General features: G+C 68.0%; 20 protein-coding genes and 1 pseudogene. 11 read left to right on the top strand and 10 right to left on the bottom strand.

Annotated elements, in window-relative coordinates:
- Positions 1-21: 21 nt before the first annotated feature.
- Both HWX39_RS25655 and trpS read left to right on the top strand, forming a co-directional pair.
- Positions 22-177: a hypothetical protein gene (locus HWX39_RS25655; RefSeq protein WP_175970592.1), complete on the top strand. Its 156-nt coding sequence runs from the start codon at positions 22-24 to the stop codon at positions 175-177.
- A gap of 214 nt (positions 178-391) precedes the next feature.
- Positions 392-1,405 carry a tryptophan--tRNA ligase gene (gene trpS, locus HWX39_RS25660; RefSeq protein WP_175970593.1) on the top strand — a complete coding sequence of 338 codons (1,014 nt, stop codon included), beginning with the start codon at positions 392-394 and terminating at the stop codon, positions 1,403-1,405.
- A gap of 114 nt (positions 1,406-1,519) precedes the next feature.
- On the opposite strand, the gene HWX39_RS25665 is transcribed toward trpS, so the two are convergent.
- The 5 genes from HWX39_RS25665 to HWX39_RS25685 all read right to left on the bottom strand — a co-directional run bounded on the left by HWX39_RS25665 (position 1,520) and on the right by HWX39_RS25685 (position 6,159).
- Positions 1,520-1,930: a VOC family protein gene (locus HWX39_RS25665; protein WP_175970594.1), complete on the bottom strand. Its 411-nt coding sequence runs from the start codon at positions 1,928-1,930 to the stop codon at positions 1,520-1,522.
- Between the two features lie 241 nt (positions 1,931-2,171).
- The gene (locus tag HWX39_RS25670) at positions 2,172-2,558 is read right to left on the bottom strand and encodes a VOC family protein (RefSeq protein WP_175970595.1); all 387 of its coding nucleotides are present in this window, start codon (positions 2,556-2,558) and stop codon (positions 2,172-2,174) included.
- A gap of 77 nt (positions 2,559-2,635) precedes the next feature.
- The gene (locus HWX39_RS25675) at positions 2,636-3,556 is read right to left on the bottom strand and encodes a bestrophin family ion channel (protein WP_175970596.1); all 921 of its coding nucleotides are present in this window, start codon (positions 3,554-3,556) and stop codon (positions 2,636-2,638) included.
- Positions 3,557-3,747: 191 nt separating this feature from the next.
- Positions 3,748-4,755 (bottom strand): cytochrome d ubiquinol oxidase subunit II, encoded by a 1,008-nt coding sequence (gene cydB, locus HWX39_RS25680; protein WP_175970597.1) that lies wholly within the window; start codon positions 4,753-4,755, stop codon positions 3,748-3,750.
- Positions 4,756-4,758: 3 nt separating this feature from the next.
- The gene (locus HWX39_RS25685) at positions 4,759-6,159 is read right to left on the bottom strand and encodes a cytochrome ubiquinol oxidase subunit I (RefSeq protein WP_175970598.1); all 1,401 of its coding nucleotides are present in this window, start codon (positions 6,157-6,159) and stop codon (positions 4,759-4,761) included.
- A 425-nt stretch (positions 6,160-6,584) separates the two neighbouring features.
- Here HWX39_RS25685 and fdhD point away from each other — a divergent pair, with 425 nt between their 5' ends.
- The 5 genes from fdhD (at position 6,585) to HWX39_RS25710 (ending at position 10,924) form a co-directional block, all read left to right on the top strand.
- On the top strand, positions 6,585-7,451 hold the full coding sequence (gene fdhD, locus HWX39_RS25690; protein ID WP_175970599.1) for a formate dehydrogenase accessory sulfurtransferase FdhD: 867 nt from the start codon (positions 6,585-6,587) through the stop codon (positions 7,449-7,451).
- A complete protein-coding gene (glp, locus tag HWX39_RS25695; RefSeq protein ID WP_175970600.1) occupies positions 7,451-8,665 on the top strand; it encodes a gephyrin-like molybdotransferase Glp in 1,215 nt (404 codons plus the stop codon). Before fdhD ends, glp begins: the two co-directional genes overlap by 1 nt.
- A 208-nt stretch (positions 8,666-8,873) precedes the next feature.
- Complete coding sequence (moaA, locus tag HWX39_RS25700; RefSeq protein ID WP_175970601.1) at positions 8,874-9,998, top strand: GTP 3',8-cyclase MoaA; 1,125 nt, start codon at positions 8,874-8,876, stop codon at positions 9,996-9,998.
- Positions 9,999-10,044: 46 nt separating this feature from the next.
- Positions 10,045-10,614: a molybdenum cofactor biosynthesis protein MoaE gene (locus tag HWX39_RS25705; protein ID WP_175970602.1), complete on the top strand. Its 570-nt coding sequence runs from the start codon at positions 10,045-10,047 to the stop codon at positions 10,612-10,614.
- A gap of 52 nt (positions 10,615-10,666) precedes the next feature.
- Positions 10,667-10,924 carry a MoaD/ThiS family protein gene (locus tag HWX39_RS25710; protein WP_175970603.1) on the top strand — a complete coding sequence of 86 codons (258 nt, stop codon included), beginning with the start codon at positions 10,667-10,669 and terminating at the stop codon, positions 10,922-10,924.
- 161 nt (positions 10,925-11,085) lie between these two features.
- Here HWX39_RS25710 and HWX39_RS25715 read toward each other — a convergent pair whose 3' ends face one another.
- Positions 11,086-12,510: a PLP-dependent aminotransferase family protein gene (locus HWX39_RS25715; protein WP_175970604.1), complete on the bottom strand. Its 1,425-nt coding sequence runs from the start codon at positions 12,508-12,510 to the stop codon at positions 11,086-11,088.
- A 552-nt stretch (positions 12,511-13,062) separates the two neighbouring features.
- On the opposite strand from HWX39_RS25715, the gene HWX39_RS25720 reads away from it, so the two are divergent.
- A complete protein-coding gene (locus HWX39_RS25720) occupies positions 13,063-15,240 on the top strand; it encodes a DUF4132 domain-containing protein (protein WP_175970605.1) in 2,178 nt (725 codons plus the stop codon).
- Positions 15,241-15,250: 10 nt separating this feature from the next.
- Here HWX39_RS25720 and HWX39_RS25725 read toward each other — a convergent pair.
- A pseudogene (locus HWX39_RS25725) lies at positions 15,251-16,663 on the bottom strand (PLP-dependent aminotransferase family protein).
- A gap of 231 nt (positions 16,664-16,894) precedes the next feature.
- On the opposite strand from HWX39_RS25725, the gene HWX39_RS25730 reads away from it, so the two are divergent.
- Together HWX39_RS25730 and HWX39_RS25735 are read left to right on the top strand one after the other, a co-directional pair.
- Positions 16,895-18,124: an FAD-dependent oxidoreductase gene (locus HWX39_RS25730; protein ID WP_175970606.1), complete on the top strand. Its 1,230-nt coding sequence runs from the start codon at positions 16,895-16,897 to the stop codon at positions 18,122-18,124.
- A 36-nt stretch (positions 18,125-18,160) separates the two neighbouring features.
- The gene (locus HWX39_RS25735; protein WP_175970607.1) at positions 18,161-19,312 is read left to right on the top strand and encodes a branched-chain amino acid ABC transporter substrate-binding protein; all 1,152 of its coding nucleotides are present in this window, start codon (positions 18,161-18,163) and stop codon (positions 19,310-19,312) included.
- 30 nt (positions 19,313-19,342) lie between these two features.
- Here the strand turns inward: HWX39_RS25735 and HWX39_RS25740 are convergent, their stop codons facing one another.
- From HWX39_RS25740 to HWX39_RS25750, 3 genes are all read right to left on the bottom strand, one after another.
- On the bottom strand, positions 19,343-20,254 hold the full coding sequence (locus tag HWX39_RS25740) for a hypothetical protein (RefSeq protein ID WP_175970608.1): 912 nt from the start codon (positions 20,252-20,254) through the stop codon (positions 19,343-19,345).
- 89 nt (positions 20,255-20,343) lie between these two features.
- Entirely contained in the window at positions 20,344-20,667 is a 324-nt protein-coding gene (locus HWX39_RS25745) for a TfoX/Sxy family protein (RefSeq protein WP_175970609.1), read from the bottom strand.
- 369 nt (positions 20,668-21,036) lie between these two features.
- Positions 21,037-22,770: a site-specific integrase gene (locus HWX39_RS25750; protein WP_175970610.1), complete on the bottom strand. Its 1,734-nt coding sequence runs from the start codon at positions 22,768-22,770 to the stop codon at positions 21,037-21,039.
- A gap of 301 nt (positions 22,771-23,071) precedes the next feature.
- Here HWX39_RS25750 and HWX39_RS25755 point away from each other — a divergent pair, with 301 nt between their 5' ends.
- Positions 23,072-24,256, top strand: a complete 1,185-nt coding sequence (locus tag HWX39_RS25755) for a tetratricopeptide repeat protein (protein ID WP_175970611.1) — start codon at positions 23,072-23,074, stop codon at positions 24,254-24,256.
- Positions 24,257-24,275: the final 19 nt, after the last annotated feature.

Here is a 24,275-nt window from a genome sequence, read left to right on the forward strand (position 1 = left end):
GCGCCTCGTGCGCCAGCAAGCATGAAGAACTCGAAGCCGTCCCTCCGCCCTCCGCGCGAGAAAGACCGCACGCCGCTGGTACGTGCCGGCGCGCTGCTGCTGATGGCCGGCCTGCTGTACCTGCTATGGCCGTCGGCCGAAACCGCGTACCTGGCGATGGAGTCGGTCATACGCTGACGCGGCACGTCCCGCCCCGCCCCGCACTACGCTATACTCGCGCAATGGAAACCCAACCCGCCCTGCCGAACCTGCATTGCTGGTGGCGCGCCTGACCCAGGCGGCCCGTTTCCTTTTGCATGTCCCAAACGTGATGCCGCCAGCGATGGCGGCATTTGCGTTTCTGCGCAGACACCATGGCTGGCGGCTTCGATAACCCGGAGCAACGACCAACATGACCCACCCGACCCGACCGACCATCCTCACCGGCGACCGCACGACCGGCCCGCTGCACCTCGGCCACTACATCGGCTCGCTGCGCGCCCGCGTGCACATGCAGCACGAAGCGAAGCAATTCCTGCTGCTCGCCGACACGCAAGCGCTGACCGACAACATGGGCCGCCGCCAGCGCGTCACCGAGAACGTGATCGAAGTCGCGCTCGACTATCTCGCGGTCGGCATCGATCCGGCGATCTCGACGATCGTCGTGCAGTCACAGGTGCCGGAACTCGCCGAGCTGTCGCAATACCTGCTGAACCTCGTCACGGTCGCGCGCCTCGAACGCAATCCGACCATCAAGGAAGAGATCCGCCTGCGCGGTTTCGAGCGCGACATCCCGGCCGGCTTCCTGACCTACCCGGTGAGCCAGGCGGCCGACATCACCGCGTTCAAGGCGACGCACGTGCCGGTCGGCGACGACCAGTTGCCGATGATCGAGCAGACCAACGAACTCGTGCGCCGCTTCAACGCGACCGTCGAGCAACCCGTGCTGGTCGAATGCGAGGCCGTGCTGTCGCCGGTCACGCGGCTGCCGGGGATCGACGGCAAGGCAAAGATGAGCAAGTCGCTCGGCAACGCGATCACGCTCGGCTCGACGCCGGACGAGATCACGCAGGCCGTGAAGGACATGTACACGGACCCGAACCACCTGCGCGTGAGCGATCCCGGCCAGGTCGAGGGCAATGTCGTGTTCACGTTCCTCGATGCGTTCGAGCCCGACGTGCAGAAGGTGGACGAGTTGAAGGCGCATTACCGTCGCGGCGGGCTCGGCGACAGCGTCGTCAAGCGCGTGCTGAACGAGCGGCTGCAGGCGTTGATCGAGCCGATCCGCACGCGCCGTCGCGAATTCGAGGCCGACAAGGCCGAAGTGATGGCGATCCTCAAGCGCGGCACGTTGCACGCACGGGACGTGGCCGGCGCGACGCTCGCGGAGGTGAAGGGCGCGATGGGGTTGAACTACTTCGATTGAGCGGCGCGGGCAGCATGCGCGCGAATGCGCTGCGCGTGCCGGACGGTATCGGGCCGGCGCGCGGCAATCAGCGCGCCACGTGCGCAAGCGAGCGTCGATGCACGCGCCGCTTCATCACGATGCATGCGCCGGCGCGGACGCGTGGCACACCGCCTCGACCCGATTGCCGGCCGGGTCGACGAGAAACGCGCCGTAGTAGTCGCCGTGGTAATGCGGCCGCAAGCCGGGTTCACCGTCGGACTGCCCACCCGTCGCAAGGCCCGCTTCGAAAAACGCGTCGACCTGCTCGCGGCTCGCGGCCTTGAAGCACCAGTGCCGCTTGCTCGCGCCGATTTCAGCGGGATCCAGATAGACCGCCAGGCAAGTCGATGCAGTGTCGTTCGCATTGCAGCGCTCGCCATAGCCGAGCGCGGTCGGCCGGTCATAGACCTTGGCTGCGCCCAGCGCGGCCATGATGGCATCGTAGAAAGGGCGTGCCAGGTCGATATCCGGCACGCCGATCGACACGTGATCGAGAAGTTGCATCGTATCGACTCCGTTGAAGGGCAGACGAGTCTACCTGAGCGCGGCATTTCGCACCGGAGTCACCCTGCCGCTCGCGGGCGATACGTGAGCGCCCGGCACCGTCACGTGCGATGTCGTTCGCGCCGCCGGCGGGTGCAGAACGAATGCGTGCGACGCATCCAGCGCCGCACACAGGAGTGCAGCTGGATGCACCGTGCGTCGCCGCTCGCGGTACGCTGAGCGCCTCGCGCGACGCATTGCGTCACTTCATCTGCATCAGCTGAATCAGGTTCCCGCACGTATCGTCGATGACCGCGACGCGCACGGGCCCCGCGTCCATCGGCTCCAGCGTGAAGCGCACATCGAGATCCGTGAGCCGCGCGAACGCCGCATCGAGATCGTCGACCTGGAACGATGCCGCCGGGATGCCGTCCTCGTACAACGCCTGCTTGTAAGGCCCGACCGCGCGATGGTTGCTCGGCTCGAGCAGCAGTTCCGTGCCGTCCGGCTGGTCCTTCGACACCACGGTCAGCCAGCGGTACTCGCCCACCGGCACGTTGTTCTTCAGCTTGAAACCGAGCTTGTCGGTATAGAACGTCAACGCCTTGTCCTGATCGTCGACAAAGATACTCGTCACGTAGATTCGCATGTCAGCCTCTCCTGAACAGGCAAACGCCATTCTAGCGCCCGACGCGATCCACGCCTTCCGCGCTTGCGCGCCCCCGCTCACGTGATCTGGTACGTCGACGCCGGTACAAATTCCTCCGGCAGCGGGCGATCGCCCAGTTCGAGCACCGACCGCTCGATCGTGCGCGTCATCGCATCGAGCGCCAGCGCGTTCGGCGCGAGGCCGAACGGCTCGGCCACTTCGCTCGCGATCGCTTCGAGCGCGATCAGCGTGTACGAGATGAATACGCAGATCAGCGGCGTGAAGAACTCCGTCGAATCGACGAGGCCGAACGGCAGCAGCACGCAGTACGCATACACGGTGCGATGCAGCAGCACGCTGTACGAGAACGGGATCGGCGTCGACAGGATGCGTTCGCAACCACCGACCGATTTGCCGACCTCGTCGAGCTGCGTCTCGAACATCCAGCAGATCGCGTCACTGCCGGGCGCGCGGCCCAGCGCGCGGACAATGCCACCGCGCAGTTCGTCGAGGATCGCGACGGGCTTGAAGCATTTGCCGCCAAGCTCGGCCGTGCGTTGCGCACCGAGAATGCGCTGCAGGTCCGCGGTCGGATCGGTATGACGAAGCTGATGCTTCAGCGCATAGGTGAGCGCGATCAGCAGGTCGGCGAGCCGGTTGCGCTCGGCGTCGCTCACGCTGTCGGGCAGGTAGCGATTCAGCTGCGACGTCAGCGCGCGCGCCGCGATCAGCAGGCTGCCCCACAGATGCCGCGCCTCCTTGAAGCGCTCGAAGCTCGCGTTGTTGCGAAACCCGAGGAAGATCGCGAGCGCGAGTCCGAACAGCGTGAACGGCGCGGTGTTCAGCGGGATCTTCTCGCCGAAGATGCGCCCGTTCGTGAAGACCGCCAGCGTGCTGACGATCGCCATGAACACGAGCTGCGGAATGATCGATTGCAGCACGGAGCCGTTCCAGACGAACAGCATCCTGAGCCAGTTTTGTTGTGGTCGGACGATCATGGTGTTTTCTCGACTGCGAGGGGATGCATCAAACGGCACGCCGGCGCCCGATGCGCAACGGCCCGCGCGTGGCGGGCCGCTGTCGGGTGCATGCCGGGCACGGGCGCCGAGCTGCGCTGCGCGTGATGATACGCCCGCGCCCGCTGCACCCGCTGCGCCCGTCACATCGGGCGGCGCTCAGCGATAGCCGCTCAGTGATAGCCGATATCGCCCTCGCGCACCTTGCCGCGAAACACGCGGTACTGCATCGCGTTGTACACGAGGATGATCGGCAGCACGATCACGGTGCCGACGAGCGCGAACAGCTGGCTCGAATGGCTCGACGACGCATCCCAGATCGACAGCGACGGCGGCACGATGTTCGGCCAGATGCTGATCACGAGCCCCGTGTAGCCGAGGAACACGAGCGCGAGCGTCAACAGGAACGGCGTGGCCTCGTGCTCGCGTTTCACCGTGCGGAAGATGCCCCACACGCACGCGACGACGAGAACCGGCACCGGCAGGAACCAGCCGAGGTTGCCGCTGCCGAACCAGCGATGCGCGACGGCCGGCAGCCCGATCACGGTCCACAGGCTGACCACGCCCATCACGGCGAGCAGCACGCCCGCGAGCGGTTTCATCAGGAGCCGCATCTTGCGCTGCAGTTCGCCGTCGACCTTCAGGATCAGCCAGCCGCAGCCGAGCGTCGCATACGTGACGAGCACGCCGATCCCGCACAGCAGGCTGAACGGCGACAGCCAGTCGAACGGCCCGCCCGCGAACTGGTGGTTCTCGATCTTGATGCCTTGCAGCAGCGACCCGAGCACGATCCCCTGGCAGAACGCGGCGAGTGCGGAGCCGCCGATGAACGCGAGATCCCACATGTGTTGCGTGCGCGTGGCCTTCGCGCGCAGCTCGAACGCCGCGCCCCGGAAGATCAGCCCGACCAGCATCAGCACCAGCGGCAGATAGTTCGCCGGCAGCAGCGTCGAATACACGACCGGGAATGCGCCGTAGAGCCCGGCGCCGCCGAGCACCAGGAACGTCTCGTTGCCGTCCCACACCGGCGCGACGGTGTCGAGCATCACCTGGCGCTCGGCCTTCGCGTCGAAGAACGGAAACAGCAGGCCGATACCGAGATCGAAGCCGTCCAGCATCACGTAGATGAATACGCCGAGGCCGATGATCGCGGCCCACACGACAGGAAGATCGATTTGCATGGCTTACTCCGCTTCGGTGACGTTCAGCGGCGTGGACAGCGCGCTCTTGCGCAGCCCCGGATGGCGGTGCAGCTCGATATACCCGGCCTGCGCGGCCGGCCCGCGCTTCATCAGTTTCAACATGTAATAGATACCCGTTCCGAACACCAGGAAATACACGACCACGAAGATCAGCAGCGACACGCCAACCTGCTGCGCGCTGAGCGGCGCCACCGAATCGACGGTGCGCAGCACGCCGTACACGGTCCATGGCTGCCGCCCGACCTCGGTGGTGATCCAGCCGGCCAGCAGCGCGAGGATGCCCGACGGCCCCATCGCCACCACGAACCACTGGAACCAGCGCGTTTCATACAGGCGCCCGCCCCTTCTCAGCAGCAGCCCGAGCAGCGCGGTGAGCAGCATCAGCATCCCGAGGCCCGCCATGATCCGGAACGTCCAGAACACGATCGGCGAATACGGGCGGTCCTGCGGCGGGAATTCCTTCAAGCCGCGAATCTCGCCGTCCCAGCTGTGCGTGAGGATCAGGCTGCCGAGGTGCGGCACCTGGATCGCATAGCGCGTGGTTTCGGCCTGCATGTCGGGCAACCCGACGAGGTTCAGCGCGGTGCCGCCCTTCTCGGTTTCCCACAGCCCTTCGATCGCCGCGATCTTCGCCGGCTGGTATTCGCGCGTGTTCAGCCCGTGCGCATCGCCGACGACGATCTGGATCGGCGCGAGCACCAGCAACATCCACAGCGCCATCGAGAAGCTGCGCTTCACCGGCTCGTCGCGACGGCCCTTGAGCAGGTGCCACGCGCCGCACGCGGCGACGATGAAGCCGGCGACGATGAACGCCGCGATCGTCATGTGCACGAGCCGGTACGGGAACGACGGGTTGAAGACGACCTTGAACCAGTCGACCGGCACGACGAGGCCGTTCTCGATCTTGTAGCCCTGCGGCGTCTGCATGAAGCTGTTCGACGCGAGGATCCAGAACGTCGAGATCAGCGTGCCGACCGCGACCATCAGCGTCGCGAAGAAGTGGGCGCGCGGGCTGACGCGTTGCCAGCCGAACAGCATCACGCCGAGGAAGCCGGCTTCGAGGAAGAACGCCGTCAACACTTCATAGGTGAGCAGCGGGCCCGTGATGTTGCCCGCGACGCGCGAGAAACCGGCCCAGTTGGTGCCGAACTCGTACGCCATCACGACGCCGGAGACCACGCCCATCCCGAAGCCGATCGCGAAGATCTTCGACCAGAACTGGAACATCGATTTGTAGGCGGCATCGCCGGTGACGAGGTAGCGCCATTCCAGCACTGCCAGGAAGCTCGCCATGCCGATGCTGATCGCGGGAAACACGATGTGGAACGACACCGTGAACGCGAATTGCAATCGGGCGAGATGGAACGCATCGAAGATTTCCATGACCGTAATTTGCTCGTGGTTGTGAGGACGTACGCTCGAAGCAGGAAATCGCGCGACGGCTTGGCGACAACACATGCGAACACCAACGGTCACTCGCATGGCATCGAAGCGTGAATGACGATATCGCGTTTGCAACGATACTCGCAATCGTTCGAGCGTGCGTCGAAACTGTGCTGCTTGCGCTGCCGAAGATGTGTGTACGGAAAACACATTTCGTGCCGGCGGGACGGTCGGCTGTACTGCTTTCCGCGTGGCGGCGCTGTGCATCCGGCGTGCCCTTCATCCCCGCTAACATCCGCTGCAACGCCTGCCCACGGCCACGCCGAGCCCCTCGGCCACGCCCGCCCGGCAGCATCGAATCCCCTGGTCCGGCGCACGCGCCCGACCCGGCCGGGCAGCCGGCCGATCCGCCTGGAGAAAACCGCATGGAGTCCTGCATCCGCCGCGACGATCCGACCGGCAGCACCGCGTGTCGTGTGACACGTCACCGTGCCGGCGACGCACGGGACACCGTCGACCGTGTCGTCGACGAAACGCCGGTTGCACTCGTGTTCAACGGGATCGCGCACACGGTCATGATGGCGACCCCGATCGACCTCGACGTGTTCGGCCTCGGCTTTGCGTTGAGCGAAGGCATCGTCGAGCGCGCGTCGGACGTTTTCGACATCGAAAGCGAATACCGGGCCGGCAGCGCCGAAGTGCGGCTTACCGTATCGCAGCAGGCGTTCATGGCGATGAAGGCGCACCGGCGCGCGCTGGCCGGCCGCACCGGCTGCGGCGTATGCGGAATCGAAAGCATTGCGCAGCTCGACCTGCACCCGCCGCGCATCGCCGCCGCCGGCGCGGCCGCCGGGATCGGCGCGGCATCGATCGCGCGCGCCGCGCGCACGTTGCCGGCCCGTCAGACGCTGATGCGCGAGACGGGCGGCATCCATGCGGCCGCCTGGTGCGACCGCGACGGCGACGTGCTCGACGTGTTCGAGGACGTCGGCCGCCACAACGCGCTCGACAAGCTGATCGGCCGGCTCGCGCGGCGTCGTGCGAACCTGCACGACGGCTTCGTGTTCCTGTCGAGCCGGGCAAGCTACGAACTGGTGCGCAAGGCCGCGCGGGTCAGCATCCCGATGATCGCGACGATCTCGGCGCCGACGTCGCTCGCCATCGACATCGCCCGCGAAGCCGGCGTGCGGCTGCTCGGCTTCTGCCGCAACGACGGCTTCGTCGAATACGTGTCGCCCGACATCGCTCCCCTCTCTCATCCCGACCAACCGGCGCATCCGGCGCTTTCCTGATGAAACCCCTGACCGATTTCGATACCGCGCAGCAGCATTTCGCGAGCGCGTTCGCGCCGCTCGCGGCCACCACGTCCATCCCGGTCGCGCAAGCCGCCGGCCACGTGCTGGCCGCGCCGCTCACCGCCGTGCTCGACCAGCCACCGGCCGACCAGAGTGCGATGGACGGCTACGCCGTGCGTCACGCGGATCTCGCGCAAGGCGAACCGCTGCACGTCGCGCAGCGCTGCTATGCGGGCGACACGCCGGCACCGCTGGCCCGGCGCACGGCCGCGCGGATCTTCACCGGCAGCGTGATACCGCCGGGCGCGGACACCGTCGTGATGCAGGAGCACGCACGCGAGCAGGACGGCTGGGTCGCATTCGACGCGCCGCAGCGCAGCGGCTCGCACATCCGCCGCCGCGGCGAGGAAGTGCGCGCCGGCGACCTGCTCGTGCCGGCCGGCGTACGCCTGGGCGCGATGCATGTCGGCGTCGCCGCCGCGCAGGGATTCGCGCGCGTCGACGTGCGCCCCGCGCTGCGTGTCGGCATCCTGACGACCGGCGACGAGCTCGTCGCGTGCGGGCAGCCGCGGGCGCCGCAACAGATTTACAACAGTAACGCGCCGATGCTCGCCTCGCTGGTCTCGGGAACCGGCGCCGATGTCGCGATGAGCCTGCATGCGGCCGACACCGCGGCGGCCGTCGATCGCGCGCTGCGCGATCTGCACGCGGGGTGCGACCTGGTGATCTGCGTCGGTGGCGCATCGGTCGGCGACAAGGATCTGCTGCGCCCCTCGCTGGACGCGCTCGGCGCATCGTTCATCGTCGCCGGCGTGCGCATGAAGCCGGGCAAGCCGGTTGCACTCGCACGGCTCGACACGCGGCCGGTGGTGCTGCTGCCCGGCAATCCGGGTGCCGCGATGACGGCGTTCGCGCTGTTCGTCGCGCCGCTGATCCGCCGCCTGCAGGGGCGCGATACACGCGTACCGGACGTGCCGTCGCTGCCGATCGACGCCGACTTCGAACCGGATGCGCAGCGCGAACGCTTCGTGCGCGTGCACTGCACGGTCGGCCTCGACGGCACGCCCGCCCTCGATACGCTGCGCCAGCAAGGCGCCGGCACGCTGCAGTCGCTCGTGCAGGCGAGCGGGCTGGCCCGGTTGCCGGCCGGGCAGCGCATCGCGTGCGGCGACGCCGTACCCTATTACGAATTCGCGCAGTGGCTCGCATGAGCGCGACGCCGGACATTCGCCCGATCCGCGCCCTTCACCGCGCGGGCCACGCAGGCCGCCCGGCGAACTGTATTCCTGCAATTCGGGCGCGATTGTGTCCCTGCCGGAAAAACCCGGCGGACTATCCTCATGAAGAGGCTCGTCACGCGCCCTGCGCCTGCCCATCCGCACACGCACGGCCGACCGGCGACGTCCCACCGCTTACTTCTTGCAGGCCGACGAACCGATCGTGAATGCCATCGTTTCCGCCGCACCGGCCGCTGCCGCACTTTCCGGCGGCGCATCGCCCGGCGCTTTCCCCCGCACGTCCGACACGCTTGGCCGCCCGCTGCGCGACCTGCGCCTGTCCGTGATCGATCAATGCAATTTCCGCTGCGGCTACTGCATGCCGCGCGAAAGCTTCGGCGCCGACTATGCATTCATGCCGTCGTCCGAGCGGCTGTCGTTCGCGCAACTGGAAAAGATCGCCCGCGCGTTCACGTCGCTCGGCGTCGAAAAAATCCGCATCACGGGCGGCGAGCCGCTGCTGCGCCGCAACCTCGAAGCGCTGATCGAACGCCTCGCCGCGCTGACGACCGTCGATGGCAAGCCCGTCGAAATCGCGCTGACGACCAACGGCTCGCTGCTGGCCGCGAAGGCGCGCACGCTGCGCGACGCGGGCCTGTCGCGCGTGACGGTCAGCCTCGATGCGCTCGACGATGCGGTGTTCCGCCGGATGAGCGACGCCGACGTGCCCGTGTCGCGCGTGCTGGCCGGCATCGAGGCCGCGCAGGCCGCCGGGCTCGCGCCGGTCAAGGTCAACGCGGTGATCGAGCGCGGCGCGAACGACGACCAGATCCTGCCGCTCGTGCGGCACTTCCGGCAGTCGGGCGTGACCGTGCGTTTCATCGAATACATGGATGTCGGCGGCGCGAGCTTCTGGTCCGGCGACAAGGTCGTGCCGGCCGCGCGCATGCGCGAGCTGATCGACGCGCACTATCCGCTCGTGCTCGTCGGCGAACCGGGGCACGACGCGACCGCGATCCGTTGCGCGCACATCGACGGCGCGGGCGAAGTCGGCTTCATCGCAAGCGTGTCGCATCCGTTTTGCGGCACCTGCTCGCGCGCCCGCGTGTCGGCCGACGGACAGCTCTACACGTGCCTGTTCGCGACGCAAGGCGCCGACCTGCGGCCGTGGCTCGACGACGCGGCGTCGATCGCCGACCTCGCCGCCGCCGTGCGCGAGCGCTGGACGCACCGCGACGACCGCTACTCCGAGCGCCGGGCCGCACGACCGGCCCGTGCGCCGGGCAAGACCTATCCGACCGTGCGCATGTCGCTGGTCGGCGGCTGAGGGGCCGCCGCGCGACACCGGACGCCCCGCTTACAGGAGAACCGTCATGACGACCTTCACCGCATCCCGCGCCGGGCAGCCGGACGATCCGTTGCACGCCGGCAGCCCCGCTCCCGACGGCACGACCGACCTGCACCCCGAGCCGCCACCGTCGATTGCCGCCGGCTTTGAAGTGCGCGTGCAGCACGCGTCGATCGATGCCGGCGCCGAGCTCGCGCCGATCGTTCGCAATCCGAATGTCGGCGCGGTCGTGAATTTCCTCGGTGTCGTGCGCAACGAAGGCGACGTCGACGACGTGATCGCGCTCGAGGTCGAGCACTATCCGACGATGACCGAACAGGCCCTGTGGAGCATCGTCGAGGAAGCCAGCGCACGCTGGCGGCTCGAAGCGATCAAGATCGTGCATCGGGTCGGGCGCATTCCGCTCGGCCAGGCGGTCGTGCTGGTCGTGGTGGCCGCCGCGCATCGGGGGTCCGCGTTCGATGCGTGCGAATTCCTGATGGACTTCCTGAAGACCCACGCACCGTTCTGGAAGAAGGAGATCCGCCACGACGGCGTATCCGGCTGGGTGGAGGCAAAAGCGCACGACGACCAGGCGATGCGGCGCTGGGGCTGAGCGCGCGCGCCGCGCCCTTACCGATTCCGCCGATTCCTTTCAAGACATCGCAATGAAACTGACGATCAAATACTTTGCAAGCATTCGCGAACAACTCGATCTCGACGAGGAAATCGTCGAGATCGATGCGCTCGAACTCTCCGTCGACGCGCTGCGCGACATGCTGGCCGCACGCGATGCGCGCAGCGCGGAAGCGCTGCGGATGGACCGGCCCGTGCGCGCGGCCGTCAATCTCGAGATGGTGACGGGGGGATTCGTCGTGCGGGAGGATAGCGAGGTGGCATTTTTTCCGCCGGTGACGGGCGGCTGACATCATGGTGTGCCGGAAGGCACCCGGCATGACATCGATCGCCCGTTGCGATACGTGCGCATTGACGTCGCTTGTCAGCCGCTCGCGGCCCGGCTCGACAGGTAAAAAGCCGGCACAACGCCGGCTTCGTCGTCGAAACGCAAGATGCTGCTCCCGCCTGCTCACCGCATGCACGCCGAGGCCAGCTTGCCGACCGTGATCACCGCCTGCTCGATCTCCGGCGACCACGGGCTGCTGTAGTTCAGCCGGATGAAGTTCCGGTAGCTGTCCGTGATCGAGAACATGTAGCCGGGCCCGATCGTGATCCCCTGCTCCAGCGCGAGCTGGTACAGCCGCATCGCATCGACCGGCGCGGGCAGCTCGACCCACAGCACGTACCCGCCGGCCGGGCTCGAGATGCGCGTGCCTTCCGGGAAGAATCGCGACACCATCGCGCGCATCAGGTTCGCCTGCTGCGCATACGCCTTGCGAATCCGCCTCAGGTGATGCTCGTAGCCGTCGCGTTCGAGAAACTCCGCGATCGCGAGCTGCGGCAACGACGGCGTCGCGAGCGTGTTCAGGAATTTCAGCTTCTCGACCTGGTCACGATAGCGGCCCGGGAGCGCCCAGCCGATCCGGTACGCGGCCGTCAGGCTCTTCGAGAACGACGAACAATGCAGCACGATCCCGCTGCGGTCGTAGGACTTCAGCGAACTCGGATGCGCATCGCCGAAATACAGTTCGTTGTACACGCCATTTTCGATCAGCGGCATCCCGGCCTTCGCGGCGAACTCGACCAGCTCGCGCTTGCGCTCGTCCGGCATCTGGAAGCCGAGCGGGTTCTGGAAGTTCGGCATCACCATGCACGCGGCGATCGGCTGCGACTTCGCAATCGCCGCCAGCGCCGCGATGTCGATCCCGTATTCCGGATGCGTCGCCACCTCGATCGCCTTCATCCCCATCCGCTCGATCGCGTGCAGCATCGCGTAGAACGTCGGCGATTCCACCGCGATCGTGTCGCCCGGCTTCGCGACGGCCTGCAGGCACAGGTTGATCGCCTCCGTCGCGCCGACCGTCACGATGATCTCGTTCGGGTCCACCGACATCCCGTTTTCCAGGTAGCGTCGCGCGATCTGCCGGATCAGCCGCGGATGCCCCGGCGGCAACCCGTCCGTCACGCCCCACAGCGACTTGTCGCGGCCGGCCGCATACGCGTAGCGGTTCAGCTTCTCGAACGGGAACAGGCTCGGGTCCGGATACGGCGAGCCGAGCGGCACCGCGTCGTCGGCGCCGATCGAGCGCAGCGTCGACAGCACCAGCCGGCTCACGTCGACCGACGACGAGATCGCGATCGGCTTCGACGGCCGCAGCTCGCGCACCGGCGCATGGCCGTCGTCACGCCGCAGGTTCACGAAATAGCCCGACTGCGGCCGGCTTTCGAGCAACCCGCGGCTTTCCAGCAGCAGATACGCATGCAGCACGGTCGTGATGCTGATCCGGTGCTGCTGGCTCGCCTGCCGCACCGACGGAATCCGGTCGCCGTGCCGGTACACGCCCTGGCGGATCAGGCGCTCGATGTCGTCCGCGAGTTTTTCATAGAGCTTCATCGCGCGCCTCCCGCCGGCCTGCGCCGCCGTGCCGCCCTGCCGCGCGCGTCCGGCACGCACGTGTTCTGCCCGCCGACCGGGCCGTCGTGATTCCTGATCTTTCCCTCCGGTTTTGCCTTTTCCATCGCATTGGCTCGCTCTTGAAGATGCGCCAACAGGGTTCCGGTACAACGGGATCTGCGGCACTGTGCACTTGATGATGGAATCTTAAGAGCAGAACAGTTTGCGGCGAGAACACACATCGACCACGCGGACAAGAGTACAGTTCGGCGCGAATCGCGTATCGCGAGAAAACTGTACGTCTTATGAAACAGCTGGACGGACGGGAGCCTTGCACGACATGGCCGGATCGTCCTGGAACGCCCGCCGCACGGCCTTTCGCCCGGCTGCATCAATTGGGGTGCAATACTGTGCGTCCGCACGGTTTTCACTGCCGGAGTCAGACCATGCAATACACGATCGAACAGGCATCCGCCGTCGGCGGCATGATCCGCGCCGCCTGGAAAGTACAGAAACGGCGCCGGAACGACACGTCCGCCATGGAGACCGCGGATGACTGAACGCGCCCTCGTCGACCAGCTCGTCGCGCGGCTGACCGGCCGCACCGACCACCCGCACTTCACCGGCACGCCGATCGATCTGTCGACACTCGATGCGCACGGGCTCGGCACGGTCTGGCCCGCATTGCGCCGGGTCGAGCACGAGATCCTGGTGCGCGACCAGGCGTTCGACGATCCGCGCGCCAAATTCGCGCGCTGGCTGCACGATCAAATCGATGCGCTCGGACTCGTGCCGCTCGTCGACGCCGATGCCGCGCTCGAACTGTTCCGCGACATCCCGGCCGGCGAGTGGAAACGCGCGCTGGATGAGTTACCCTGCCTCGACACCATGCCGTCGCCGGCGCTGCAAGCCGAACTCGCGCGCATTGCGGGCGAACCGGAGGAAGGCGACGTCCGCTCGGGATCCAGCACGTATGGCGTGTATGCGCTCGATCGGTTCGCCGGCCGCCGCGACTTCTCGGCGCGACGCGACGTGTATGCGCAAGCGCTGGCGGATTCGCCGTTTCGCGTGCGCGAACTCGACGTACTGCCTGAACTCGGGCCGGCCGCGCTGCTCGCGCTGGCCGCGACGAACGACGGCTACTTCGCGCCGAAGCGACTGTGGCTCGACCTCAGCGATCCCGCTGTCACGCTCGCGGAAGACGCCGCGTACGTCGCGTTCGCGCGCGACGCACTGACCGAAGCCGCGCGGCAGGTCGCGGCGCTCCATGCGGGTGCCGTGCCCTACGAGGCCGATCGCGCGTTCACGACCGACGACGCGCAGGTCGTCGCGCGCGCCGCGCGCGTGGCCGCCTATCGCGACGAAGCGTGGCTGCGCCCGCTGATCGGGCCGTTGCTGACCGGCGTGTGCGTCGCGCCGACGGCCGCGAAGACTGCGCCGTCGCAATCGCTTGCGATCGCGCTCGGCCACGCGATCGAGACGATCCCGACACCCGAGAGCGTGCGTGCGCTACGCGATGCGCTCGCCATCGTGCGTCATGCCGGCGTGCAGAAGAAACTCGCGCGCAACCTGAAGCCGGCCGAACGCGCGCTCGGCGAGCGGCCGCACACCGCGCTGCGCATGACGCTCGACGCGAAACCCGACAAGAAGCAGCTTGCGATGCTCGCCACGTGCATGGAAGCCGGCTTCTGGCAGTCGATGACGCTCAGCCGTGCCGAATGGCGCGAGCGCCTCGTCGATGCGCCGGCCGGCGCGGCGTTCGCCACGCGCATGATCTGGCACGCGCGCGGCCCCGATGGGTCGACGCATTCGTTCATGCCGGACATCGCGAAAGGCAAGGTCGTGCTGCGCGACGTGGCCGGACACGCGATCGACCTCGCCGACGACAGCGAGATCAGGCTATGGCACCCGTTGCTGGCCGACGCGGACGAGCGACTCGCGTGGCAACGCGCGATCGTCGGTCGCACGCTGCGGCAACCGGTCAGGCAGGCCTTCCGCGAATACTACGTGCCGGCCGACGGCGACGCGCGGGCCAGCGAGTCCGCGATGTTCGAAGGCCACGTGCTGTCGAGCCGGCCGCTGATTGGCGTCGCGCGCCGCGAAGGCTGGTCGATCCGCGCGTACGACGACGGGCTCGTCCGCGAATTCGGCGACGTGCGCGCGACCTTCTTCGTCGATGCGCGGCTCTATCCGGGCTCGGAAAGCCACGGCACGTCGCGCCGGCTGCACTTCGAACGCCGCCACGACCAGCGCTGGGTGCCGCTGCCGATCGGCGAGATCGATCGTGTCGTGTTCTCGGAAGTGGCGCGTGCCGTCGACCTGCTCGTGAGCGTCGCCGCATTCGCGCTCGACGACGACGCGATGCGCGCGGCCGCCGCCGCACTCACGACCGACCCGGTGCGCCAGCGCGAACGCGAAGCGGAACGCTGGCAGCGCCTGAACCGGTTGTCGGAGATGCCGCTGGGCACGATGGCGCGGCATCGCCGGCACGTGCTGTCGCTCGTGTTCGCCGAGCCGGTGGCGCAAGGGAAGATGACGATCGACGAACGCCATGTGCGCGTCGGCGCGTGGTCGGTGCATTGCGCGACCGGGCGCGTGATGCGCGACGGCGAACCTGTCGAGCCCACGATCGAGCCGCCGCCGTCGCCGCTGCGCGCGGTGCCGTGGCTGCCTTACGACGAAGCGCTGCTGCAGCGGATCGTCGATGTGGTCGCCGGGTTGCTCGACTGAACGGCCGCCGTCAGATCGAACCGAACAGCGCGCGCGGCCGGTCTTTCAACGTGCCGGCGAGAATCCGCAGGCCGTTGACGAGTTCGTCGCGCGTGGCCGGGCACGCGAGGTTGATGCGCACGCCGTGCTCGATTTCCGCGCGATCGACCGCGAACGTCGACGACGGCATCACGATCACGCCGCGCGCCTTCGCATTCGCGGCGAAGTCGTCGGCCCGCCACGGCGGCGGCAGACGCAGCCACACGAACATGCAGGCCGGATCGGATTTCAGCTGCCCGACGGGCAGCAGTTCCCGCGCGAGATCGACGCGCGCGCGAATCTCCGCGAGTTGCGCGCCCATGATCCGCTCGGCGGTGCCGTTCTCGATCCACACCGTCGCGATCAGCATCGACGTGGGGGCCGGCATCCATGCCGTCGTGCGCACCGCTTCCGCGCACAGCGCGACGCTGTCGCGCGGGCAGCTCAGGTAGCCGAGGCGCAGCCCCGGCGCGAGGATCTTCGACGTCGCGCCGATATGGAACGTCAGCTCCGGGCACAGCCCCGCGATCGCCGGCAGCCGGTCGCGCACGAGCGGGCCGTATACATCGTCCTCGATGATCGTCACGTGATGACGCCGCGCGATGTCGACGAGCGCCATCCGGCGCGCCAGGCTCATCGTCGTCACGGTCGGGTTCTGCAGGTTCGGCACGACGAAGATCGCCTTGACCGGCATGCGCTCGCAGATCCGCTCGATCTCGTCGGGCAGCAGGCCGTCGTCATCGGAAGGCGCGCTGACGATCTCGAATTGAAACACCGGCGCGAGCGCCTTGAGCCCGTAATACGTGAGGCGATCGGCGACGATCACGCCGTCGGTGCCGATCAGGCTGTTGAGCACCGCGTACAGCCCGTGCTGCGCACCGCTCGTGACGACCACCTAGTCGCTCGACGGCGCGAAGCCGGGCGCGGCAAGCCACTGTGCGCCGGCCGCGCGCGCCCAGTCCGGGCCCTGCGGCGGCTGGTATTCCTGCAGCGCGGCAAAACGCGGATCGTTCGGCAGCGTGGCGAACGTCTGCGCGAGGCTCGCGAGAAATTCGCCGGTCGCCGGACGGTTCACGGTCAGGTCGAGCACGCCGTTGCCCGCCGCGAGCGACGCGCGGGCCGGCGCGATGCTCGGCATCGCGCCGCCGGTGACGAGCGAGCCGCGGCGCTTGCTGCCGATCACGAGGCCGCGCAGCTGCAACTCCTTGTACGCGCGGGACACGGTCGACACGTTGATCCCGAGTTCGGTCGCGAGCTGGCGTTGCGGCGGCAGGCGGCTGCCCGGCGGATACATGCCGTTGCGGATTTCCGCCTCGATCGAGCTCGATACCTCGACATAAGTCGGCCGCTTCGCCGGTGCCGGCAGGCTGCTATCCCGCTCGCCGGAAAGTTTGTCTGATGCCATTTGTCGCCCGTGACCACACAAAAAGCGTTTGTCTGCCATTTTGACCTGCCCAGCGATTGTATCCGACATCCCCTTCCCGTCAAACGTCAGTCCAAATATCCGTTGAATCGAGTAGTTGAGATCGGGTAAACACTAACACCACACAATCTCATTTTGATTGCACACAAAAATTTGCTGTGTGATTCTTTATCTCAACTTTGTGTGACTCATGTGGACCGGAGGAGATGCGTCATGGCGAACGTCGCCATCGTGGGTGCAGGCTTCATCGGGCTCGGCGCGGCGGCATGGCTGCAGCGCGACGGGCATCGCGTGACGCTGTTCGATCCGGCCGGCGTCGGCCAGGGCGCGTCGTTCGGCAATGCCGCGACGTTCGCGCCGTATGGCTGCGTGCCGGTGAACGGCCCGTCGGTGTTCCGCAACCTCCCCCATTTCCTGTTCGCCGCCGACAGCCCGCTGCGCATCCGCTGGCCGTACCTGCTGCACGGCGCGCCGTGGCTCGCGCGGTTCCTGCTCGCATCGACGCCCGGGCGCCACGCACGCAGCGCGACCGCGCTGGCCGCGCTGCTGTCGCGCGCCGCCGACGGCTATGCGCCGTTGCTGGGCACCGCGCGGCTCGCGGCGTTCGTGCGGCCGCGCGAATGCCTGTACCTGTACGCGCGGCAGGCGTCGTTCGACGCCGCGCAGCCGTCGCTCGCGCTGCGGCGCCGGCTCGGCGTGCCGTTCGAGACGCTCGACGCCAGCGCGATCCGCCAGCTCGAACCCGCACTCGCGCCGATCTTCACGCGCGGCGTGCGGTTCGCCGGAAGCTGGCATTTCTCCGATCCGGGCGGCTTTCTCGGCGAACTGTTCGCGCACCTCGCCACCGGCGGCGCGACGCTCGAACGCGCGCGGGTCGACCGGATCGAGCCCGCCGGTGACGGCGTGAACGTGCATGCAGGCGGCGCCGCGCGCGCGTTCGATCATGTCGTGATTGCCGCCGGCGCACGCTCGCGCGCCTTCGCGGCCGCGTGCGGCGACGCGGTGCCGCTCGATACCGAGCGCGGCTATCACGTGCAGTTCGGCGCGCATGAACCGATCGTCACGAGGCCGGTCGGCTGGGCCGAGCGCGGCTTCTACATGACGCCGCTCGACGAAGGGCTGCGCGCGGCCGGCACCGTCGAACTCGGCGGCTTCGACGCGCCGATGAATCCGTCGCTCGTCGCGCTGCTCACGCGTTCCGCACGCGAAGCCGTGCCGTCGCTCGGCACCCCGACGCGCAGCTGGCTCGGCTTCCGGCCGACGCTGCCGGACGGCGTGCCCGTCATTGGCCGCGCGCGGCGCAGCGCGCGCGTGATCCATGCATTCGGCCATCAGCATCTCGGCGTGACGCTCGCCGGCATCACCGGGCAAATCGTCGCCGACCTCGTCGCCCAGCGCGCACCGCCGCTGGACCTCACGCCGTACCGGGCCGCGCGATTCTGACGCGCGCCGCGACTTCCACCCCTGCAAGGAGGCATCATGAATCGTCGTAACTGGCTGGCATGGCTGGCGCTCTGTTCGATCGGCACGGTCGCCGCATCCGCGCACGCCGCGGATCCGGAAACCATCAGGATCGGCTTCGCCGGCCCGCTGACGGGGCCCGTCGCGCGCGTCGGCAAGGATCTGCAATACGGTGCGCAACTCGCGCTCGACGAAGAGAACGCGAAACATCCGACCGTGGGCGGCAAGCCCGTGCGCTTCGTGCTCGACGTGCAGGACGACCAGGCCGATCCGCGCATCGCGATCCAGGTCGCGCAGAAGCTCGTCGACGACGGCGTGGTCGGCGTGGTCGGCCACTACAACTCGGGCTGCAGCATTCCCGCATCGGCCGTCTACCGGCAGGCGAACGTCGCGATGATCACGCCGGGCTCGACCAATCCGCAGCTGACGATGCAGGGCTTCAAGAACGTGTTCCGCACGATGGGGCACGACGGCGTCGGCGGCGTGGTGGCCGGCCGCTTCGCGGTCGAGCAGTTGAAGGCGAAGCGGATCGGCATCATCGACGATCGCACCGCGTTCGGGCAGGGGCTCGCGGACGCGTTCGAGAAAGGCGTGAAGGACGCGCACGGCAGCGTCGTCGATCGCGAATACACGAACGACAAGGCCGTCGATTTTCGCGGCATCCTGACGACGATGAAGAGTAACAACATCGACCTGCTGTTCTTCGGCGGGCTCGACGAACAGGGTGCGATGCTCGTCAAGCAGATGCGCTCGCTCGGCATCCGTGCGCAACTGTTCGGCGCCGGCGCATTGAAAAGCAACGCATTCCTGACGATTGCCGGCAGCTCGGGCGAAGGCACGCAGGATCTCGAACCGGGGCCGGCGCTCGACAAGCTGCCGTCGGCCGTCGCGTTCGCGCAGCGCTACAAGGCGCGCTTCAACCAGGACGTCGAACTGTATGCGCCGTTCGCGTACGACGCGGCGCTCGCGATGATCGCCGCCATTCACAAGGCCGATTCGACCGATCGCGGCAAGATCGTCGCGAGCCTGCCCGGCGTATCGGTCACCGGCGTGACCGGGAAGATCTCGTTCGACGCGCGCGGCGACCTGATCAAGCCGCCGTACACGCTGTTCCGCGTCGAACAGGGGCAGTGGCACAGCATCCGCACGGTCGGCGGCGCGTCGAACTGATCGACGCCGAGCAGCCGGCAGCAGGCGGCGTCACCGCGCCGCCTGCTGCCGCTGCACCTCCTGCGCTTTCATCTGCATATACGCGCCGCGCTCGACCTCGTGCAGTTGCTGCGGATACTGCTCGGTGGCGTCGAACCAGCGCGCGAGGCGCTGGTCGAGCGGCTTGTCGAGCGTCGCGAGATAGGTATCGATCGCGAGGTAGTAGCGCATCGTGTTGCGCTCCAGCAGCCCGCGCACGCCGCCGACGTACTGCGGCGGCGCGGCCGGTCCGCCACCGATGTTCGTGAAGCCGACCTTGTCGCTGCCGACGGTCGCGAGGTAGGTCTTCATCGCCATGCGGCCCACGGTGCCGAAGCCATACGAATACGTCAGATGCAGGAACGTGCGCGACGCGCCGACCGGCACGGCCTCCAGCGCGATCCGGTAATCCTTCGTGCCCATCGGGCCGCTGTCGGCGGTCAGGTCGACCTGGAAATAGTCGGGCGTCGCGGCCGCCACGCGATAGCGGAACTGCACGCGATAGGTGTCCGACAGCTTCTGCTGGATCTTGCGGCCGAGGTTCACGTCGAGCACCGGGCCGTTGCCGCCGGTCGACGCATGGCAATACTTCGTGTTCAGGTGCAGGATCAGCACCGCGCACCAGTTCGCGGGGCCCTGCGCGGGATCGTCGAGCTGGCCACTCACGACCGCGTACGGATAGTCGACCACCGCGTAGATGTCGCCCTTCAGCGACGACGACGCTTCCGCCGATTCGAGGACCAGCGGCCGGTGAAACGCATTGTCCTTCAGTTGCGCGCCGAGGCTGTGGTAACGGTCGAGCAGCGCGGCCGCATCGTCCGCGCCGAACGACTGCGCGCTCCAGCCGACGCATAAGGCCGCGACGAGCGCGTGCCAGGCGCGGCGAGCAAGCCGCGTGCCGCGCGGATCTCCGGATGTCTTCATTCTTGTGCTCCCGCCTGGCGCGCGAGGGGCGCGCACATGTTTCACAGAATACGCCTGGCCGCAGCGCAACATGGCACGCGAGCGGGCCGTTATCGGCTCCGCTTGACCGGCACCGGCAACTGCGCGGCGGTGATCCGGATCAGCGCAGACAGCCATTCGCGATCGTCCCAGCGCTCGCCGCCGATCACGAGCTGCGGCTTCGCGCCCGGATACGGCGAACCTTCGTCGCACGTGCCGAGAAACGCGCGGCCTTCTGCCGTGGGCTTGACGAACAGCCGGTCGTCGCAGACAAGCGCGACCATCTTGCCGTCGCAATAGATACCGTACTCGCCGAACATCTTGCGTGCCGATACCGTGCCGGCCGCAGCCATCTGCTCGACAATGAAATCGACCGTACTTTGGCTCGATGCCATCCGCTGCTCCTTGCAAAAAGTTTATGACCGTCGTGTGCGGCGGACCGTTCCGCACAACGGGTGAATCCCGCTGCGGTGCGGCATTCATTCGTCGGCGGAACGCGGATTCACGCGCGGGCGACAAGGCTTGCCGGCCCATGGCGCGCCGTGCTCTGCGCCGTGACAGTTGCATGACGGTGCAACCTCCAGTCCGCGCTGAAAACTGCGCCGCTTGTTTTCCGTCCGGCCGAAACCGCACGCATTCGCCAGCGCCGCGCCACGGCCGCTCCACTGCCGAGCGTGGCGCGGAGACGCGCGCGGCAGAACACGCGCCGACAGCAGACATGCCCCGCGCGCGACCGCAGCAGCCGCCCGACCGGAACGATGCCGTTACTTGTCGGCCGCGAACGCGCTCGACATCTGCCGCGCCCGCTTCACGTCGTCGCCGTGCAGATAAATCGACGTCGTCGAGATCGATGCATGCCGCAAGTTGTCGCGCACGGTCGTCAATTCGACGCCGCGCGCCAGCGCATGCGTCGCGTGCGTATGACGCATCCAGTGCGGGCTTGCCTGCCGCAACTTCTGCGCGAGTGCGGGGTTGTCGGCATCGACCTGATCGGCCGTCTGCGTGAAGAAACGCTGCATCACCTTCCACAGCCGCACGCTCGTGATCGCGGCCGCGCCGTCTTCCGCGAGGCTCGGGATCAGCGGCGTGTCGGGCCGCCAGCGTGACGGCGTGACCGGCAGCCGGCGTGCGACCAGGAAACGGTCGAGCGCCGTGCGCGCGAGCGGCGGCAACGCGACGCGTGCGGCCTTGCTGCCCTTGCCGATCACCTTCAGCCACGCGTCGCCGTGCGCATCGGTCTCGATGTCGCCGAGCGTCGCGCCCACCAGTTCGCTCGCACGCAGCCCGGTCGCATAGCCGAAATCGAGAATGAAGCGCAGCCGTTGCGCGGCGGCCGGCGTCCAGCCCGACTGCGGCGCGGCCGTCGTGACCTTGCGGAACTCGAGCCCGTCGGCGATCGTGCGCACGAGCAGCCATTCGCCTTCGGTGAACGCATGCGACGTGTCGAGTGCGTTCGCGCCGCGCGTGTCGCGCACCTTGACGCCCGCGAACGGATTCGCGAGCAGGTAGCGCTGCTCGATCAGCCAGCGGAACAGCGCGCCAAGCACCGACAGCGTGTACGCGGCCGAGCGTGCGGACAGCGCGCCCGAGAACGGCCGCCAGTCCGGCGCGCCGCGCGGCCGCACGGGCCCGACCCAGCGCTCGTGTGGCGTCGGGCGCCGCACGAACGCGCGATACGCGAGCGCATCCTCGGTCGTCAGCGACGACAGCGCGCGGCCGCGCTCGACGATCGCCCACAGGATCAGACGCTCGGCCTCCTTCCGGTATGCACGCCGCGTCGCGGCCGATTCGTGCAGCGACAGCCACGCGTGCACGGCCGCGTAGTCGTTGTCCGCATCGAGCGTGCTGGTCGCGCGCGGCGCGCGGAACGTGCCGGCCGAGCCGTCGACCTCATGCGGCAGCTTCAGTTGCTCCCACGGCACGATGCTGCCGCGCGGCGTCGCCGCGATCAGCGCGCGCGCCCGTTCGGTCAGTTCCGGATGCGCGGCGAAAAACGCCTCGATGTGCCGCGCGCTCGCCACGCCGAGGCCCGCGATCGATCGCCACCACTGGCGCCGGCGCGGAATCCGCACCGTGAGATCCGCGAGCGTCGCGATCCCGTGCGCACGCAGCGCGACGACCGCACGCGCGGGCAGCCACAAGCCGACGTCGTCGCTGATCTGCGGGACCGGCGTGCGCGCGTGACGCAACTGGCCGATCGCTTCCGCGGCAGCCTTCGCCTCCTGTAAACGCTCACCGTCTGAATGACCGAGCCGCTCCGCGAGATCGGGACGGCCGACCTGCCGCGCGACGCGCACGAGGCGGCGCCGGATGCCGCCGATCACGCCGCGCGCCGACCGTCCTTCGCCAAGCCGATCGGGCAGGTAGCGCTCGACGGCCTGGCGCACGGTCATGCCCGCGTACCACGCGCGCAGCGCGGCCAGTTCGTCGGCGTCGGGAAAGCCTGCGGGCGCAGGCGCGGAATCGGAGGAAGGCGGTGAGATGAGACGCGGTTTCATAGGCGCCAGTTTGACAGAAGCGCGTGCGGCCGCAAACGTCGCGCGTCGCGCGCCGGGCGGGATACGCGTGCACGAGCGAGACGCTCGACACGGCCTGTTATGCTGCGCACTGCATTCGCGCGTCATCCGTCCGCCGCTTCCTCGCATCACGTGGCGGCGGGCGGGATCCGCATTGACTTGCGCTGGACGTTCCGGCCATCCGTATCGGTATCCGCAGCGGGATATCGAAGGTCGCGCGGTTCGTTCAGTGCATTTCCGGCCGTCGGTCAATAACACCTTTACCAACAAGAACCGCAATTTCATGACATCCCGCCTGCTTGCCGCGCTCGTTGCCGCGGCCTTGAGCTGCACTGCCCTGCCCGCCGCCTTCGCACGCACCTACGTCGCGCCGACGGCGTCGCTCGGAACAGGGGCTTACGTTCACCAGTTCGTGTTGCGCGACCCCGTCACGCGCGAGCCGCTGCCGAATGCGCGCTACCGGCTGTTCCTGCCCGGCCAGGTCATCGCGGGGCTGCCCGTCAAGCCGGAGCAGCATGACAGCGTGATCTTCGGCACGACCGACGCGGCCGGGCGCACTATCCGGGTCCGGCTGCCGAAACGGCATCCGGAGAAGCAATGGGTGTTCAACCCGATCGTCGGCGACGGCGATCTGGGCGAATCGTTCCGGCTGGTCAACCCGGGCGGCACGGCGCCGCTCGGCCATTTCCCGTACGTGCTGGACGTGGAGAACGAATATCTGGCGTGCGGCTATTCGGATGCGAACGGCTACACCTACTACGCGCAAACCCACACGCCGCGAAGCGTCAGTCTTTACGCCGGCACGCTGGCCGGGGCGGCCGACACCGACTGGTGCGCGGGCCCGGGCCTGACCATCGCGAACAGCGCGAACGCCCCGGGCGCGCCCGACCTGTACACGCAATACCTCGGCAGCCTGGTCGCCAACGGCGACCGGATCAGCAGCGAGCTGCGTCAGCAGATCGTCGCCAAGCTGCTGTCGCTTGCGATCGCCGAACGCGACGAGGGCCGCGTGGCCGCCGCGCTCGATCTCGACAGGATTCCCGACGATCGCCTGAACGACATCGGCTATCGGCTCGCCGACGCAGGCGTCGCAGTCGAGCGCGGACTCGCGATGATCGACGCGCATCTCGCGGAATCGCCGAACGATGCGTATGCGCTCGACAGCAAGGGCTGGGCGCTGTATCGGCTCGGGCGCAACGACGAAGCGCTCACGTGGTTCGATCGCTCGATCGCGATCTTCGCGAAGGACGGCGACACGGACAAGGATGCGAGCGAAGCCTATGCGACCGGGCTGACGCACAAGGGCGAAGTGCTGTGGAAACTGGGCCGCCGGAATGAAGCGCGCGATGTGTTCGCGCAGGCGCGCAAGGTTCAGCCGAAGAACGGGGAGCTGGCGGAGACGTTGAAGCGGCTGAACGTGCAGGTGAGCCCGGACAGCGCGGCGTCGCCCGGTACGAGCCGCACGTGACGGCACGCGCCGCGGGTCG

It is taken from the genome of Burkholderia sp. BCC0322 (genome assembly GCF_902833045.1).
GTDB lineage: Bacteria > Pseudomonadota > Gammaproteobacteria > Burkholderiales > Burkholderiaceae > Burkholderia.

Coding starts and splice junctions, on each gene's coding strand:
- HWX39_RS25655 (WP_175970592.1), top strand. CDS start 22: ATGAAGAACTCGAAGCCGTCCCTCCGCCCTCCGCGCGAGAAAGACCGC.
- fdhD (WP_175970599.1), top strand. CDS start 6,585: ATGGAGTCCTGCATCCGCCGCGACGATCCGACCGGCAGCACCGCGTGT.
- glp (WP_175970600.1), top strand. CDS start 7,451: ATGAAACCCCTGACCGATTTCGATACCGCGCAGCAGCATTTCGCGAGC.
- HWX39_RS25755 (WP_175970611.1), top strand. CDS start 23,072: ATGACATCCCGCCTGCTTGCCGCGCTCGTTGCCGCGGCCTTGAGCTGC.
- HWX39_RS25670 (WP_175970595.1), bottom strand. CDS start 2,558: ATGCGAATCTACGTGACGAGTATCTTTGTCGACGATCAGGACAAGGCG.
- HWX39_RS25740 (WP_175970608.1), bottom strand. CDS start 20,254: ATGAAGACATCCGGAGATCCGCGCGGCACGCGGCTTGCTCGCCGCGCC.
- HWX39_RS25730 (WP_175970606.1), top strand. CDS start 16,895: ATGGCGAACGTCGCCATCGTGGGTGCAGGCTTCATCGGGCTCGGCGCG.
- HWX39_RS25710 (WP_175970603.1), top strand. CDS start 10,667: ATGAAACTGACGATCAAATACTTTGCAAGCATTCGCGAACAACTCGAT.
- HWX39_RS25720 (WP_175970605.1), top strand. CDS start 13,063: ATGACTGAACGCGCCCTCGTCGACCAGCTCGTCGCGCGGCTGACCGGC.
- HWX39_RS25705 (WP_175970602.1), top strand. CDS start 10,045: ATGACGACCTTCACCGCATCCCGCGCCGGGCAGCCGGACGATCCGTTG.
- HWX39_RS25745 (WP_175970609.1), bottom strand. CDS start 20,667: ATGGCATCGAGCCAAAGTACGGTCGATTTCATTGTCGAGCAGATGGCT.
- HWX39_RS25665 (WP_175970594.1), bottom strand. CDS start 1,930: ATGCAACTTCTCGATCACGTGTCGATCGGCGTGCCGGATATCGACCTG.
- HWX39_RS25675 (WP_175970596.1), bottom strand. CDS start 3,556: ATGATCGTCCGACCACAACAAAACTGGCTCAGGATGCTGTTCGTCTGG.
- HWX39_RS25715 (WP_175970604.1), bottom strand. CDS start 12,510: ATGAAGCTCTATGAAAAACTCGCGGACGACATCGAGCGCCTGATCCGC.
- HWX39_RS25750 (WP_175970610.1), bottom strand. CDS start 22,770: ATGAAACCGCGTCTCATCTCACCGCCTTCCTCCGATTCCGCGCCTGCG.
- cydB (WP_175970597.1), bottom strand. CDS start 4,755: ATGCAAATCGATCTTCCTGTCGTGTGGGCCGCGATCATCGGCCTCGGC.
- HWX39_RS25735 (WP_175970607.1), top strand. CDS start 18,161: ATGAATCGTCGTAACTGGCTGGCATGGCTGGCGCTCTGTTCGATCGGC.
- trpS (WP_175970593.1), top strand. CDS start 392: ATGACCCACCCGACCCGACCGACCATCCTCACCGGCGACCGCACGACC.
- HWX39_RS25685 (WP_175970598.1), bottom strand. CDS start 6,159: ATGGAAATCTTCGATGCGTTCCATCTCGCCCGATTGCAATTCGCGTTC.